At 66.9% G+C, this 15635-nt stretch carries 11 protein-coding genes; 4 read left to right on the top strand and 7 right to left on the bottom strand.

The genetic code is table 11. The annotated features are described in order from the left end of the window. Positions 1–178: 178 nt before the first annotated feature. Together CTB96_RS11325 and gad are read right to left on the bottom strand one after the other, a co-directional pair. On the bottom strand, positions 179–1006 hold the full coding sequence (locus CTB96_RS11325) for an SDR family NAD(P)-dependent oxidoreductase (protein WP_110127013.1): 828 nt from the start codon (positions 1004–1006) through the stop codon (positions 179–181). Positions 1007–1121: 115 nt separating this feature from the next. Next, entirely contained in the window at positions 1122–2498 is a 1377-nt protein-coding gene (gene gad / locus CTB96_RS11320; protein WP_110127012.1) for a glutamate decarboxylase, read from the bottom strand. Between the two features lie 142 nt (positions 2499–2640). On the opposite strand from gad, the gene CTB96_RS11315 reads away from it, so the two are divergent. Then, a complete protein-coding gene (locus CTB96_RS11315) occupies positions 2641–2913 on the top strand; it encodes a hypothetical protein (protein WP_110127011.1) in 273 nt (90 codons plus the stop codon). 9 nt (positions 2914–2922) lie between these two features. After that, positions 2923–6333, top strand: a complete 3411-nt coding sequence (locus CTB96_RS11310; RefSeq protein ID WP_181397238.1) for a DNA polymerase III subunit alpha — start codon at positions 2923–2925, stop codon at positions 6331–6333. On the opposite strand, the gene CTB96_RS11305 is transcribed toward CTB96_RS11310, so the two are convergent. Continuing rightward, positions 6330–8591: a transglycosylase domain-containing protein gene (locus CTB96_RS11305; RefSeq protein WP_110127009.1), complete on the bottom strand. Its 2262-nt coding sequence runs from the start codon at positions 8589–8591 to the stop codon at positions 6330–6332. The genes CTB96_RS11310 and CTB96_RS11305 overlap by 4 nt on opposite strands. A gap of 140 nt (positions 8592–8731) precedes the next feature. Between CTB96_RS11305 and CTB96_RS11300 the strand changes: the two genes are divergently transcribed. After that, the gene (locus CTB96_RS11300) at positions 8732–9328 is read left to right on the top strand and encodes a hypothetical protein (RefSeq protein WP_110127008.1); all 597 of its coding nucleotides are present in this window, start codon (positions 8732–8734) and stop codon (positions 9326–9328) included. Between the two features lie 29 nt (positions 9329–9357). After that, the gene (locus tag CTB96_RS11295; RefSeq protein WP_110127007.1) at positions 9358–9792 is read left to right on the top strand and encodes a VOC family protein; all 435 of its coding nucleotides are present in this window, start codon (positions 9358–9360) and stop codon (positions 9790–9792) included. 24 nt (positions 9793–9816) lie between these two features. On the opposite strand, the gene CTB96_RS11290 is transcribed toward CTB96_RS11295, so the two are convergent. The 4 genes from CTB96_RS11290 to pflB all read right to left on the bottom strand — a co-directional run bounded on the left by CTB96_RS11290 (position 9817) and on the right by pflB (position 15598). Further along, entirely contained in the window at positions 9817–11451 is a 1635-nt protein-coding gene (locus CTB96_RS11290) for a cellulase family glycosylhydrolase (protein ID WP_110127006.1), read from the bottom strand. A 222-nt stretch (positions 11452–11673) separates the two neighbouring features. After that, complete coding sequence (locus CTB96_RS11285) at positions 11674–12159, bottom strand: aromatic ring-opening dioxygenase LigA (RefSeq protein ID WP_110128441.1); 486 nt, start codon at positions 12157–12159, stop codon at positions 11674–11676. Positions 12160–12393: 234 nt separating this feature from the next. Then, positions 12394–13284 carry a pyruvate formate-lyase-activating protein gene (gene pflA / locus CTB96_RS11280; RefSeq protein WP_110127005.1) on the bottom strand — a complete coding sequence of 297 codons (891 nt, stop codon included), beginning with the start codon at positions 13282–13284 and terminating at the stop codon, positions 12394–12396. Between the two features lie 46 nt (positions 13285–13330). Beyond that, positions 13331–15598: a formate C-acetyltransferase gene (gene pflB / locus CTB96_RS11275; RefSeq protein ID WP_110127004.1), complete on the bottom strand. Its 2268-nt coding sequence runs from the start codon at positions 15596–15598 to the stop codon at positions 13331–13333. Positions 15599–15635: the final 37 nt, after the last annotated feature.

The raw sequence follows: 15635 nt of genomic DNA, 5'->3' as shown, positions 1-15635 counted from the left end.
CCTCTTGGCGGATTCCCCGCGCATCGTCCGGGGCCATCGCCCGGGTGGTACGTATCAACTTCGGAGCCAGGCACCGAACGGTTTGCCCCGGAGCGACAGTCTGTCACCGTGCACAACCGTTGCCGTGGGTCTCCGAGTCTTGGTCAGCAGATTAGCAGGTAGGTAACCTGGTTAGCGATTAGAAGACCAGTCCAGCCGAGGCGGTCAGGCCGCCGTCGACCGCCAGCGTGGTGCCGGTCACATACGACGCGGCCGGAGAGATCAGGAAGGCGATGACCTGGGCGATCTCCGGCGGTTCCGCCAGCCGGCAGAGCGGGATCCGGCGGGAGAAATCCCGGCCGAACACGTGGTTGTCGGCTGTGTCGGCCTCGGTGTCGGTACGCACCAGCCCTGAGGCGACGTTGTTCACCCGGATGCCGCGGGCCGCATAGGTCAGCGCGGAGGACCGCACCAAGTCGATCATGGCGACTTTCGACGCGTGGTACGCCCAGTTGCCGGGGTCGGAGAGCAGGCCGGCAACGGAGGCCGAGGCGACGATGCTGCGGTGGCCGTCGAGGGAGAGTCCCTCCACCGCGGCCTGGATGCCCAGCGCGATGCTGTTCAGGTTGCGGGCCAGGAGGTGTTCGCCTTCCGCGACGCTGGCCGGCGCGTGCAGGGCTCGGGACCCGCCGATGTCGGCGAGCAGCACGGCGGAGTCGAGACGCCCGAAGGTGTCGAGGGTGTGCGTCACCGCCAGGCGGGAGTCGCGCTCCGTGCCCACGTCCGCCACCAGGGACACATGGTTCTTACCCAGCACCGCGGTGCTGCGTCCGTCGATGCCGGCGACGGCGTATCCGTCGGCGAGAAGGCGGGCCACGACGGCCCGGCCGATGATCGATCCTGCCTCGGTGACCAGGGCAACCGGCGTTCGTGGCTCGCTCTCCGGGGCCTCAACGAGCTGAGGCTCGGCTTTCTCGGCCTCAAAGAGCTGGGACTTTGCTTTCTGACTCTCAATATCGAGTGTCATACGCACCTTCTCACGGGATCGCAGCTGGCGATTGCGCACCCATCAAAATGCTACGCTCGGCCGGCCCCGATTGGGTAATCTTTCGCGCCAGCCCGCGTGCGGCTCGCTTAACAGGTCAATGGGCGAATCCAGAGTGATGCTTTTCAGCCGGCATCGGGGCTTCCAACCGGTCGAGGTAGTCGGTTTCTTCGGTGATCGCGGTCAACAGGCGGGAGGCGAGGTCCAGGCTCAGTCCGTTCCGCACCACGATGCGCTGCACGGTGCGGTCGGCCAGGTTGTCGGGCATCGGGTACGCCGGCACCAGCCAGCCCCGAGCCCGAAGCCGGTCGGAGAGGTGGTGCAGGTTCCACTTGTCGGTGTGCCCGGCGGTGAGCTGCCAGGCGAAGACCGGGATATCCGACCCGTCGCTGACCAGGGTGAAGGCGTCGTTGGCCCCGATCCCCTTGGAGAGGTACATCGCCACATCCTGCGACGCCTGCTGCACCTTGCGAAAGCCGTCGAAGCCCAGCCGCAGGAACAGGTAGTACTGCAGCAACACCTGCGCGCCCGGCCGGGAGAAATTGAGGGCGAGGGTCGGCATGTTGCCGCCGAGGTAACTCACCTCGAAGACCATGTCCTCCGGAAGCAGGTCCCGGCTGCGCCAGACCACCCAGCCCAGGCCCGGGTAGACCAGGCCGTACTTGTGCGCGGAGGTGCTGATCGAGTGCACCCGCTCCAGCCTGAAGTCCCAGACCAGGTCGGGCTGCAGGAACGGCGCGACCATGCCGCCGGAGGCGCCGTCCACGTGGATCGGCACATCCAGGCCGGTCCGCGCCTGGATCTCGTCGAGTGCAGCGGCGATCTCCTGCACCGGCTCGTAGATGCCGGTGTACGTCACCCCCATGATGGCGACCACGCCGATGGTGTTCTCGTCGACGTAGTCGGCCAGGTCGTGTCCGTCCAGGCACGGATGCTCGTCGGTCACCGGCACCAGGCGCGCCTCGACGTCCCAGTAGTTGCAGAACTTCTCCCAGCACACCTGCACGGCGCTGCTCATCACCAGGTTGGGCTTCTCGGTGGACAGCCCGGCGGCGCGCCGGGCGTGCTGCCACCGACGCTTGAACGCGAGCCCGCCAAGCATGCAGGCCTCCGATGAACCGATGGTGGAGGTGCCGATGGTGGAGCGCGGCTCCGGGGCGTGCCAGAGATCGGCCACGATGTGCCAGCAATAGTCCTCGATGGCGGCGGTCTGCGGGTACTCGTCCTTGTCGATCATGTTCTTGTCGAAGGACTCCGCGTAGAGCCGGCGGGCATGGTCGTCCATCCAGGTGCCCACGAACGTCGCCAGATTGAGTCGGGAATTGCCGTCCAGCTTGATCTCGTCGTGCACGATTTGATACGCCGTATCCGGCGCCATCTGATCCTCACCGAGCTGGTACCGGGGGGCGAGGGTGACCTCGCCCGGCCGGGCAAAGAGCGGATTGACCTGGATGAATTCTGGGTTCGTCGCCATGGAACACCAGAGTGCCCCCGCGCGGGCCCGTGGTCTACCCCGTGGCGCGGGGCGGAGCGGCCCGTTGGCGTGTGTCGGAGGAGTGACGTACACTTCCGAATATCGAACATTTGTTCGAAGTGCGATTCGGAAGGCGGCCCCCATGCCCCAGATCATCGACGCCGAGGTGCAGGTTGAGCTCTCCGAAGACGGAGACCCGCAGGCCTTCGTCTGGGACAGGTTCGAACACACCATCATCGGCCAGCCACAGGCTGTTTTCACCCGCACCAGGTGGTGGGAGAACGAGGGCACCCCCACCCGGATCGACACCGAGCTGTGGCGGGTGGATGCCGCTCGCGGCACGGAAGACCAGCATCGTTACGACCTGCGTCACGACGCCGACGGCACCTGGGTGCTGTCGGTCGACTGGGGCTGAGCCGGCATCGTGTCTTTTCCGCACCTGCACGTCGCCAGCGCGTATTCGACGCATTTCGGCGCCACCCTGCCGGAGGCGCTGGCCGAGCAGGCCGCCGCCGACGGGGCGAGCTTCCTGGCCGTCACCGACCGCGACGGGCTGTACGGCGCGGTCAAGCACGTGCGGGCGTGTGTCGCCGCCGGCATCCGCCCCGGACTCGGCGCCGACCTCGAGGTGCACGATGATGACACTCTCGCCCCGCTCGGCCGGGTGGTGGTGCTCGCCCACGGTGACACCGCCGGGCGCGGCTACGCGGCGCTCTGCCGGGCCGTCTCCAGCGCCCACGAGACCACAGTGCGGGTGCAGGGTCACACCCCGAGCGTCCCGCGTGGCCGGCTGGCCCAGCTGGCCGGGCTCAGTTCGCTGACCGTTCTGCTCGGCCCGGCCAGTGACGTGGGCCAGGCCGTGGAGCGCCGGGACACGGCCGCCGCCAGGGCGGGCCTGGCCGACTGGCTGCGCCTGCTGCCGCCTGGCGCCCTCGCCCTGGAGGTGGTGTGCCACCTCACCGAACCCGGCACTCCCGGCAGCGTCGCTCCGGCCACCCGCATGCTCGCGCTGGCCGAATACGCCCAGCTGCCGGCCGTGCTGACCAACGCGGTGCGCTACGGCACGCCAGACGAGGCCGTGACGGCCGACCTGGCCGATGCCGCCAGGCACCTCACCCCGCTAGCGCAGCTCGACCAGATCCAGCTGAACGGGCAGGCCTGGCTGAAACCGGCCGCCGCGATGCGGCAGGTCGCTCGCATGGTCGTTGACGCCGGAACGCACAACGACGGCGCGCTGGCCCGGCTGCTGCGCGACACCATCGAACTCGCCGAGCGGTGCGCGCTCGATCCCGTCGGCGACATCGGGCTCGGCCGACCGCGGATGCCAGAGGCGAGCGTGATCGGCATCACCGGCGACCCGCTCACCGAGCTCTGGGCCAGGGCGCGACACGGCATCGACGAGAGATACGGCGACGCGGGGCGAGGGGCGCTGACCGCCGCGCACGACAGGCTCGCCCACGAGATGGCGACGGTGCGCTCCCTCGGTTTCGCCAGCTACTTCCTCACCGTGGCGAAGGTGGCCGACCTCGTGCGCGGCATGGGCATCCGTATTCAGGCCCGCGGCTCCGGCGTCGGCTCGGTGCTCAACTATGCCCTGCACACCTCTTCGGTCGAGCCGATCGGCAATGGCCTGCTCTGGGAACGCTTCCTCTCCCCCGAACGCCAGACCCTGCCCGATATCGACCTCGATGTCGAGTCGGCCAGGCGGCACGACATCTACCGCGCGGTGTTCGAGACGTTCGGCGGCGACAGGGTCTCGCTGATGTCGATGACGAATGCCTATCGCGGTCGCGGTGCGGTACGCGACGCCGGCCTCGCCCTCGGCATGCCCGACACCGAGGTGGCCGCGATCGCCAAGCAGATGTGGCGGTTCAATGCCCGCGACTTCCGGGCCGCGCTGGCTGAGAAGCCCGAACTCGAGGACCTCGCCGCCGAGGTGCGCGAGTCGTCCCAACTCGACCTGCTGGTGGATCTCACCGCCAGGCTCGACCGCCTGCCCCGGCACATCTCGGTGCACCCGTGCGGGGTGATCCTCTCCGACGCCTCGCTGCTGGACCGCACCCCGGTGCAGGTGTCGGGGATGGGCCTGCCGATGTCGCAGTTCGACAAGCACGACATGGACCCGATGGGGCTGATCAAGCTCGACATCCTCGGGGTCCGCATGCAGTCGGCGATGGCCCATGCCGTGGAGGAGCACCGCCGGCTCACCGGTGAGCACATTGACCTGGACCGGGTGCCGCTGGACGACCCGGCCACGTTCGAGCTGATCCGGTCCACCCGCACCCTGGGGATCTTCCAGATCGAATCGCCCGGCCAGATGGAGCTGGTGGGCAAGCTGCAACCCGAAGAGTTCAACGACCTCACCGTGGAGATCTCGCTGTTCCGGCCCGGGCCGATGAAGAACAACATGCCGCTGCGCTACCTCGAGGCCAGGCACGGCGAGGTCGCTCCGGACTACATCCATCCCCGCTTCGAGCCGATCCTGCGCGAGACCAAGGGCGTGGTGATCTTCCACGAGCAGGTTATGCGACTGTTCGACGAGCTCACCGGCTGCGGCCTCGGCCACGCCGACGTGCTGCGCCGGCACCTCGGCCGGCCGGACCAGCTGCCGCAGATCGAGGCTTACGTGCGCGAGAACGCCCTCGCCCGCGGGTTCGACGACGCCACCATCAGCCGGGTCTGGACCGTGCTGGCCGGGTTCGGCAGTTTCGGTTTCGCCAAGGCGCACGGTGCGGCGTTCGCGCTGCCCACCTACCAGTCCGCCTGGCTCAAGACCCACCACCCGGCCGCGTTCCTGGCCGGCCTGCTCACCCACGACCCGGGCATGTGGCCCAAGGACCTGCTCGTGGCCGAGGCCAGGGTGCTCGGTGTTCCCGTGCTCGGCCTCGATGTGCAACGCAGCGCCCTGGACTACCGGGTGGAGTCGCACGGCGAGGGCCAGGGCATCCGGATGCCCCTGCCGGAGCTCTCGGGCTCGAGCGACGCCGAGCGCGCCCGTATCGTGCGCCACCAGCCGTTCACGTCGCTGCAGGATTTTCGCGACCGGGTGCGCCCCCGCCGGCGCACCTTCGAGGCCCTCGCCCGCATCGGGGCGCTCGACAGCTTCATCGACCACGACCGCACCAGGCGGCACGAGCTGCTCGCGCACATCCAGTCGTTGCGCGGCACCGCCATCTCGATCACCGACGACCAGCTGGCATTCGAGGTGCCACTGCCGGTACTGGATTACGAGGGCGCCCGGTTTGATACCGTCACTTCGCTGCAGCTGCGCGGGCGCACCCAGTCGGACCTCGAACTTCTCGACACCGGGCTGGCCGTGTCCGGGCACCGGATGCGCAAGTACTATCCGCTGTTCGCCGAGCTCGGGGTCACCCCGGCGTCGCAGTTGGCAACCCTGCCGGGCGGCACCGAGGTGCTGCTGGCCGGGGTGCGCCGGGCCACGAACACCCCGCCGATGCGGGGCGGGCGCCGGGTGGTGTTCGTGAGCCTGGACGACGGCACCGGGCCGGTCGCGAACGTGGTGTTCTTCCATGACGCGCAGGAGAGCATCGGCAGCGGAGTGTTCCAGACCGAACTCATGCTGGTGCGCGGCCGCACCCGGCGCTCCGGCGCCCGCGGCGTCTCGGTGACCGGCGACGGCATGTGGGACCTGGTGACCGTGGCCAAGAACCGTGCCAGGGCTCTCGCAGCGGCGGCGAAGGCCGAGCTGGCCGGCACCGTGACCGGCACCGGTCCCGGCACTGCGCCCGGATCAGCGGCAGTGCAACGTCAGGCCGAGCGTCGCCCCGGCGCCGGCACGGCCGAATTCGACCTCTGGTCTACCCGTACCGGCTAGAAGTTGCCGTCGTCGGTGTCGTCATTCTGATCGGGGCCCTGGTCGTCGTCGTTGTTGCCGTCATTGTTGTCGTTCTCGTCGTCGTTGTCGTTGTCGTTCTCGTCGTCGTCCGACGGGTCGGGGGCCACCGGCCCCACAAACGGTTCTCCGCCGTACTTCGCGTTGGCCACCGACATCACATCGGGCCACATCCGGTGTCTCGCGGTGGCGACAGGACCGCTGTCGAATCGCATCGCGCGTTGGTTGGCGTCGCCGGTCACGCTGACCACCCCGACCACGGTCGCGACCCGGCTGCTCGCCCCGCTCATCCAGGTGTCCTTGGCGCCGTCTGTCGTTCCGGTCTTGCCGATCATCTGCACCTTGGGGCTGGTTGCAGAGTTCGACTGCGTCGCCGTGCCCCCGGTCATCACTTGGCCGAGGGCGGCAACCATCTGCCGGTCGGTCTCCGGCGACACCGATTGAGTGCACTGGCTGGCGGGAACCAGCACCTCGGCGCCGGCGGAGTCGAGCATCCGGTCGATCACGATGGGACTGCAGGTGACGCCGTTGTTGGCGATGCCCGCGAAGGCCACGGCCAGGCTCAGCGGCGCCACCTCGTTCGTGCCGATCACGGCGGCAGCGCTCTGGCTCAGAGGGTCGCCATCCGCTCTGTGCATGCCGAACGCTTCGGCCCTCGTGCGGATATCGCAGAGGTCGAGCCGTTTGGCCATGCCGATGTAACCGGTGTTGATCGACCGAACGGTTGATTCGAGTGCGCTGTAGTTGCGGCCGGACTCGTTGGCGTCGTTCTTCGGGCTCCAGCCTTCAGCGTCGTAATTCTGCGGCCCGAGACACCGGTCCTGGAATGTTCCCCAGCGGGACTTGGGGGCGGAATCGACCCGTTCCCGCAACGAGTGGCCGCTCTCCAGCCATTGCGCCAGGGTGAACACCTTGTAGGTCGACCCAGGCTGGAATCCCCGCGAACCGCCGTAGGCGAAGTCGGTGTTGTAGTTCACGCTCGTCCAGTTGTTGCCGGTGGCCTGCACCGCCGGATCCTGGCTGTAGTCCTTGTTCTGTGCCATCGCGAGCACGCGGCCGCTGCCCACCTGCACGCTGCTGACCACGGCGCCCACATCCCAACCGGCCACCGACTTGGGCACATTCTCGTTCAGGGTGGTCACCGCCGCGTGCTGCAGGTCGAGGTCGAGGGTCGTATACACCTCGAATCCGCCGCGGCGGATGTTCTTGATCCTGGTCTCCTCGTCGGCGCCGAAGACCGGGTCGCTGGCCAGCACGTGCACGACATAGTCGCAGAAGAAGGCATCCGCCAGGGCGGTCTGACAGCCCGTGCTGGGCTCGTGGATACTCGGCTGCACGGGGGAAGCCACCGCCTCGTCGTACTCGGCGGGAGTGATCTTCTGGTACGTGAGCATGGCGCCCAGGATGTAGTCGCGACGCTGCTTGTTGTCCAGATAGCCGTTGGCCACCCCGTTCGTCTCACTCTCGGGCCGGTCGAGCCGGAATTTGTCGGGGTTGTTGACCACTGCGACGAGACTGGCTGCCTGGGCGGCCGTGAGGGCCGACGCCGAGGTGTTGAAGTAGTAGTTCGCGGCGGCCTCGATGCCGTACACCCGGCCGCCGAAGCCGGTGATGTTGAGGTATTGGCGCAGGATCTCGTTCTTCGAGTACGACTTCTCCACCCCGATCGCCAGGCGCATCTCCTTGAGCTTGCGGGATGCGGTGGTGACCGTGGCCTGGTCGTAACAGTCCGCGATCTCGGCTTCGGTCGGCAGCAGCTCGCACTTCTGCACCAGCACGTTCTTCACGTATTGCTGGGTGATCGACGATCCGCCCTGCACGGTGCCGTTCAGCACCGTGGTGAGGGCGCCGCGCACCGTGCCCTGGATATCGACGCCGCCGTGTTCGTAGAAGCGGGGATCCTCGCCCGCGATCGCGGCATCCTTCACGTTCTGTCCGATGTCGTCCCAGCCCACCTCGATGCGATTCTGGTCGTACAGAGTGGCCAGCAACACCGGCGTGCCGTCCGAGGCCGTGGCGTAGATGCTGCTGCGCTGGGACAGCGGTTCGATGGCGAGGTAGTCCGGCAGGGTCTCGAACGCATTGATGGTGTTGGTGGCGGTGAGGCCGCTGAGGGCGAGCACGGGGGTGAGGCCGACGGTCACGAGCAACCCCGCGACCGCACTCGCCGCGACCAGGCCGAGGACCCCGCCGAGCACGCCACCGAACGACCGCTGTTCGGTCACTCCGGTCCCGTTCATTCCATTTGTGCCGTTACCCGCCATCACGTTTTCGACTTCCGACGATTCCCGCCAACGAACCACCACTCAATTCCGGCAGGCCGCGTCGCGCAAGGGGCTTGCGCGATCGAGCCTCAGATGTTCGCGGATAGAGTTGGAGGATGGCCGGTCCCGCAATCCCCAATGTGCCCACCAGACGCAACGTCAAGGTGCTGACCGATGCGATCGCTTCGCTGAAGTCCGGCACCAACGTCAGTGCGATGTTCCTCACTAAGCGCTACGGCGCCTTCACCATCGACGGCACGGCGTTCATCTCGGCGTCCGTGAAGACCCTCACGGTGGGCGGACGTTCCATCGAGCAGAACCTCAAGCCGCACAAGTCGCTGCAGGCGTTGCAACCGGAACCCGAGCTTGTGCTCGGTGAGACCGACGAAGCCACCGCCGAGACCGAACCCGCGCCCGTCGTACCCCTCCTCGCCGAATCCGGGCAGACAGCCCCGGAGGTGCAGCACGGCGACCTGATCTCGGTGCGCTTCATCGATCCGGCCTACGGCCCGTTCACTGTCACCGGAGTGAGTGTCGCCTCCACCGTCAGCGACGTGGTGCTGGTCGGCGGATGGTTCGTCAGCCAGGCCGGCGCCACCGCTCCTCGCGTGGCGAGCATCGAGATCCTGGCTGCGAACGGTACCCACGAGTATCCGCTGCCCCCGCGCATCGTGAGCTGGGGCGAAGACACCGAAGGCGCAACAGAGTACTGACCGGCAGAACGACAGGACTGGAGCTCCGCATGGGCATCGAACCGAACTTCACCATCGTCACCCTCGGTGTGGCCGACCTGGGCCGCTCCATGGCCTTCTACTCCGGGCTCGGCTGGGAGCAGCGCGGCGATCCGTCGGCCGGCATCACCTGGTTTCGCACCTCCGGTACCTGGATCGGCCTGTTCGGATACGACGAGCTCGCGGCAGACATCGGACTGGCGCCCTCCGCCCCCGCCGAGTACCGGGGAATCACGCTGGCCCTCAACTTCGGTACAGAGGATGAAGTGGATGCGGCGCTCGCTCACGCTGTCGCCACCGGGGCCCGGCTGGTGAAACCGGCTGAGCGCGCCGTGTGGGGCGGCTACTCGGGCTACTTCGCCGACCCCGACGGGCATCTGTGGGAGGCGGCCTTCGCGCCGGGCTTCCCGGTCTCGGCCGACGGCACTATCACCATCACCGACTAGGCCCGACTACTTGGTCGTGCCCCACTACTTGGTGGTGAGAGTCAACTTCGGAGTGGTCGGAGCGCCACTCGCGGCGACCTGGAGGCCAACGCGCACGGTCTGGCCGGGCGCAACCGGTCCGGCCCAGTCGGCGCCGGTGCAGGTGATCGAGATCTTCGCCTTGACGGTGCAGCTCATTCCCCAGGCGTTCACGATGCTCGTGGCCTTGGTGTCGGGCCAGGTCACAGTCCAGCCTTTCACCCCGGTGGTGCCGGCGATGAGAACGTCGGCGACGTAGCCCTCGCCCCAGGAGTTCTGCAACTTCCAGCTGGCTGTGGCGCCTGCCCCGGTGGGCCGAGGAGTCGCGGTCGGGGTAGGTGTCGCGGTCGGCTTGGGCGTGGCGGTGGGCTTCGGCGTCGCTGTCGGCTTCGGCGTGGCCGTTGCTGTCGGCTTGGGCGTTGCTGTCGGCTTAGGCGTCGCTGTCGCGGTCGGCTTCGGGGTCGGTGACACCGGCGGCACCGTGCCAGCCAGCAGCGGCTTGATGGCGGCGAGTTTGGCGGCCTGCGGGGTAACCCAGTCGTCGGCGACGATTCCACCGGTGTCGCCGCTGTTGGGGTTGAACGACCAGTAGGCGAAGCTCGTCTTGTTCGTGCCGAGATAGCTCACGAGCGCGCTCATCCATTGCTTGTCAGACGTTGTCTCCAACTTGCTGCCGAACTCCCCCACCAGCACGGGAGCGATGCCCTTCTTGCTGATGTAGCCCCAGTTGGCGTCCCACACCGCGGTCAGGTTGGCCGGGTAGTTCGAGGCACTGAACCATTTCTGGTAGTAGACGGAGGCCGGGTAGTCATGCGGCGAGTAGACCACCTGGTGGGCGACCTTGAGGGTGACGGGCTTTGCGGCCACTCCGCTGAGTCCCCCACCCCACCAGGTGGAGGTGCCGCCGGACTGGTTCTCGATGCCCTCCACCAGGATGAGGAGTTTGGGGTTGACCGCGAGCACCGCGTTGCCGCCGCGGGTGGCCGCGGCCTGCCAGTCGGTGGCCGGGTTGCCGCAGCCCCAGCAGGCCTGGCCGTGCGGCTCGTTGTGCAGGTCGACACCGATCACGGTGGAGTTGGTCTTGTACCGGGTGGCCAGGGCCCTCCAGTCGGCGATCCAGCGGGCCTCGCTGTACTGCGAGGTGTACCAGAGTTCGGACTGCGAACCGGAGTCGGGGCGATGCCGGTCCAGGATCACGTTGAGCCCGGCTGCGGCGGCCTTGGTGATCACGACGTCGAGCACCTGCTGCGGCGTCTTGCCTGCCAGGTCGGGATTCACCGAGTAGTTGATCGAGCTGGTGGCGCCGGCAGCCAGGCATTCGTTGGAGAAAGGCACCCGCACGGTGGTGAAGCCCATCGACCTGATCTGGGCCAGGCCGGCGGCCAGGGAGATGGTCCAGAGTCCGTGCGGGGCGCAGTTCGACGTCTCCATCCCGAACCAGGAGATGCCCTTGATCACATAGGGGGCGCCGGACGCCGTCACGATGCGGCCACCGGAGGTGTGCAGCCAGCCGGGCGCCGCTGTCGTGGCGGCGGGCACGGCAGCACTCGCGGGCGTCGCGACGGCGCCGCCGACCAGAACCGCGGTCAGGGCCAGGGCCGTCAGTGCACGCCGCAAGCGTGACGACAGATGCGCGCTCATTGTTCCCCCAGGCAGATCTACGGCCACGATTTCGGGGCCGTGAAACGGCCGCCTTCGATCACACTAGGGCCAGTTGAGCACGTCGTCGTCGAACTTGCGCAAATCGTCACGGACCGAAAAACGTAGCTCGCGTCACTCGCCCCTGTCCTGGCACACAGAAACGACCCGGCGGCGGGTGCTGCCGGGTCGTTTCGGATGGTGCAGGTAGTGCGAGAACGCAGGTTACGCGACGGTACCCGTTGCGGTGATCTTCTTGGGCCAGGCCGGAGCGAGGGTCAGGAGAGCCCAGCCGAAGAGGCCGGACAGAACGCCCATGCCGATGGCGAAGGCCGAGACACCGAACGACACCACTGAGGTGAAGAGCGAGGTGCGCAGGAACGAGGCGTTCATGACGGTCGCGCGCAGCGGGTCATCCTGCTCGAGCTCGGCGTAGGTCTTGTTGTCGGCCATCTCGAGGGCGTGGTGGTTGATGATGGTCGCCTGCGCGTAAGCGGAGAACGGACCGACCACCGGAGCGCCGGCGAGGAACTCGGCGTCTTCGGACACGGTGATGTTCTCGGCAGCGAGCTGCGAGCTCACGATGCCCCAGACGACGCCGCCGCCGATGATCATGACGATTGCACCGAGGATTCCAGCCCAGCCGATGAGCTTGACTACCTTGATTTTGGTGGCGCTCAGGGCCGTGGCCGGAACGGTTGCTGTTGACACGATGTTGCCTTTCGTTGTGATTCTGAAGATAACCACAGTCTGGCAGCATCCGGTTTTCCCAGTCAGGGTATAAAGTCCCGGTGCTTTGAACTCGAAACATTAAAAATACTGATCAAGCCGTAAAACCACGCGCGAAAATTTATATGCGTAAGGCTTGTATCGGGATTCCGCGTTCACGCACTGTTCAGCGCGCCGCCCCCGGCCGGTACCCGGTCCGAGGCCGAGAAGCGCGGCTTAGAAGACCGTGAGGCCGCGGGCCTCGAACTGGCCGCGCACGCGGGCCAGCAGGTCGTTCTCCGGCGGGTGCACGCCGTGCAGCGGGTAGGGGATGCTCAGGCGATCCCACTTGTCTTCGCCCATCTGGTGGAAGGGCAGCACTTCGACGCGCTGCACATTCGGCCAGGACGTGACGATGTCCACGACGGCTTCGACGTTCTCGACGGCGTCGGTGAGCCCGGGTACCAGCACGAAGCGCACCCAGACCGGGATGTTGCGTTCGGCGAGCCGGTCGCCGAAGGCGATGGTCGGGGCGAGTTCGCGGCCGGTGACCTTCTTGTAGGTCTCGGGAAGCCCGGACTTCACGTCGAGAAGTACGAGGTCGACGTTGTCGAGGAGTTCGTCTGAGGCGCTCTTGCCGAGGTAGCCGGAGGTGTCCAGGGTGGTGTGCACGCCGAGGGCGTGGGCTTCGGCGAACATCCGCTTCACGAACGCGGGCTGCATCAGCGGTTCGCCGCCGGAAATGGTCAGGCCGCCGTTGGTGGCCTTGAAGACGCCCAGGTACCGCTTCATGCGGGCGGTGAGCTCGTCGATCGGGGTGACCAGCCCGTCGCGCATCTTCCAGGTATCGGGGTTGTGGCAGTACTGGCAGCGCAACAGGCAGCCGGAAAGAAAGAGGGTCATGCGGGTGCCGGGGCCGTCGACTGCGGTGACGAGCTCCCAGGAGTGCACACTGGCGACGGTGCCTTCGCGGATCGCCTTCATCTCGAGCGTGTGCAGCTCGGCCTTGCGGTCAGCGTCGTTGAGGGCGCTGACCCCGTCGGCCACGTCGACCGAGAGGTCGACGTGGGCGTCGAGTTCGACAACGGGACAGGCAACGCTAGGGAAGCCGAGGTTGATTGCGGTCATGGTCTCGTCCTACCTAGCGTTGCCGGTCATGTGTTGCGGATTTTCTTTAGTGCGAGTGGAACGTGCGGCTGATGACATCCATCTGCTGCTCGCGGGTGAGGCGAACGAAGTTCACCGCGTAGCCGGAGACGCGAATCGTCAGCTGCGGGTAGTTCTCCGGGTGAAGCATGGCGTCTTCAAGGGTTTCCTTGTTGAGCACGTTGACGTTCAGGTGGTAACCCGTCGCCGACGTGAACGCGTCGAGCAGGCCGACCAGACTGGTGATCTGCTCGTCCTTGGTGTGACCCAGGCCGCTCGGAACGACCGTGTTGGTCAGCGAGATGCCGTCCTGCGCTTCACTGTACGGGAGCTTCGCGACGCTGAGTGCCGACGCGAGCATGCCGTGCGTGTCGCGGCCGTTCATCGGGTTGGCACCCGGTGCGAACGGCTCACCCTTGCGGCGACCATCGGGCGTGTTGCCGGTGGCCTTGCCGTAGACCACGTTGGACGTGATCGTCAGGATCGACTGGGTGTGGATCGCGTCGCGGTAGGTCGGGTGCTTGCGGATCATGGTCATGAAGCGTTCCATGACGTCGACCGCAATGACGTCGACGCGGTCGTCGTCGTTGCCGAAGGTGGGGAATTCGCCCTCGACGGTGTAGTCGACAACCAGGCCGGTCTCGTCGCGCACCGGACGGACCGTGGCGTACTTGATGGCGGACAGCGAGTCGGCAACCACGCTCAGGCCGGCGATGCCGCAGGCCAGGGTGCGGATGATTTCCTTGTCATGCAGTGCCATTTCGAGGCGCTCGTACGCGTACTTGTCGTGCATGTAGTGGATGCAGTTGAGCGCGGTGACGTAGGTCTCAGCAAGCCATTCGAGGGTCTCGAGGTAGGCCGGGAACACGGTCTCGTAGTCGAGGATCTCGTCGGTGTTCGGCGCGGTGGCCGGGGCGATCTGCTTGCCGGACACCTCGTCCTTGCCACCGTTGATGGAGTACAAGAGCGCCTTGACGGCGTTGACGCGAGCTCCGAAGAACTGCATCTGCTTGCCGACCCGCATCGGGGAGACGCAACATGCGATCGCGGCGTCGTCACCCATCTCGTTGCGGATCAGGTCGTCGGACTCGTACTGGATGGCCGACGTGTCGATCGAGACCTGGGCGCAGAAGCGCTTGAAGCCCTCGGGCAGCTTGTCGCTCCACAGCACGGTCAGGTTCGGCTCGGGTGCGGGGCCCACGTTGTAGAGGGTCTGCAGGAAGCGGAACGCGGTCTTGGTGACCAGCGGGCGGCCGTCTTCACCGATGCCGGCGAGCGACTCGGTGACCCAGGTGGGGTCGCCGGCGAAGATCTCGTCGTACTCCGGGGTGCGGAGGAAGCGTACGATGCGCAGCTTGATGACCAGGTCATCGATGAGCTCCTGCGCACCGGACTCGGTCAGCGTGCCGGCCTTGAGGTCGCGCTCGATGAAGGCGTCGAGGAAGGCCGCGTTGCGGCCGAACGACATTGCTGCACCGTTCTGCTCCTTGACGGCACCGAGGTAGGCGAAGTACAGCCACTGCACGGCTTCGCGGGCGGTGGTGGCCGGCTTGGTGATGTCGGAGCCGTAGCTGGCTGCCATCTGGGCGAGTTCCTTGAGGGCCCGGATCTGCTCCGAGTTCTCCTCGCGGGCACGGATGATGTCCTCGGTCGAGGGCTCCATGTCCAGCTCGGCGCGGTCGTTCTTCTTGCCGGCGACGAGTGCATCGATGCCGTACAGGGCCACGCGACGGTAGTCGCCGATGATACGGCCGCGGCCGTAGGCATCCGGCAGACCCGTGATCAGGTGGCTGCTGCGTGCGCGGCGGACCCCGGGAGGGTAGACGTCGAACACGGCCGTGTTGTGGGTCTTGCGGTAGTCGGTGAAGATCGTCTCCAGCTCGGGCGAGACCGGGTAACCGTAGGTCTCGAGCGAGGTGGCGACCATACGCCAGCCACCGAAGGGCATGATCGCGCGCTTCAGGGGCGCGTCGGTCTGGAGGCCGACGATGACCTCGTTGTCCTTGTCGATGTAGCCGGGCTTGTGCGCGGTGATGGACGAGGGCGTCGTGGCGTCGATGTCATAGACGCCCTTCTCGCGCTCGACCGGGAACATCGCGGACAGCTTGGCCCAAATGCCTGTGGTGCGCTCGGTGGCGCCTTCGAGGAAGCTTGCGTCGCCGGTGTACGGCGTGTAGTTGCGCTGGATGAAGTCGCGCAGGTTGATCGAGTCTTGCCACGGGCCGGCAACGAATTCTGCCTGGCCGGGTTCTGCGAGACCGCGCTGGTCGCTTCGGATGCCATCTGTTACGGTCATATGGATTTGCTCTCCTTGTAGGATCGAGGCTTTCCCG

The sequence above is a fragment of the Cryobacterium arcticum genome (assembly GCF_003185895.1).
Lineage (GTDB): Bacteria > Actinomycetota > Actinomycetes > Actinomycetales > Microbacteriaceae > Cryobacterium > Cryobacterium arcticum.
Note: the sequence above shows the minus strand (reverse complement) of the source record. Positions and strands in the feature narration are given on the sequence as shown.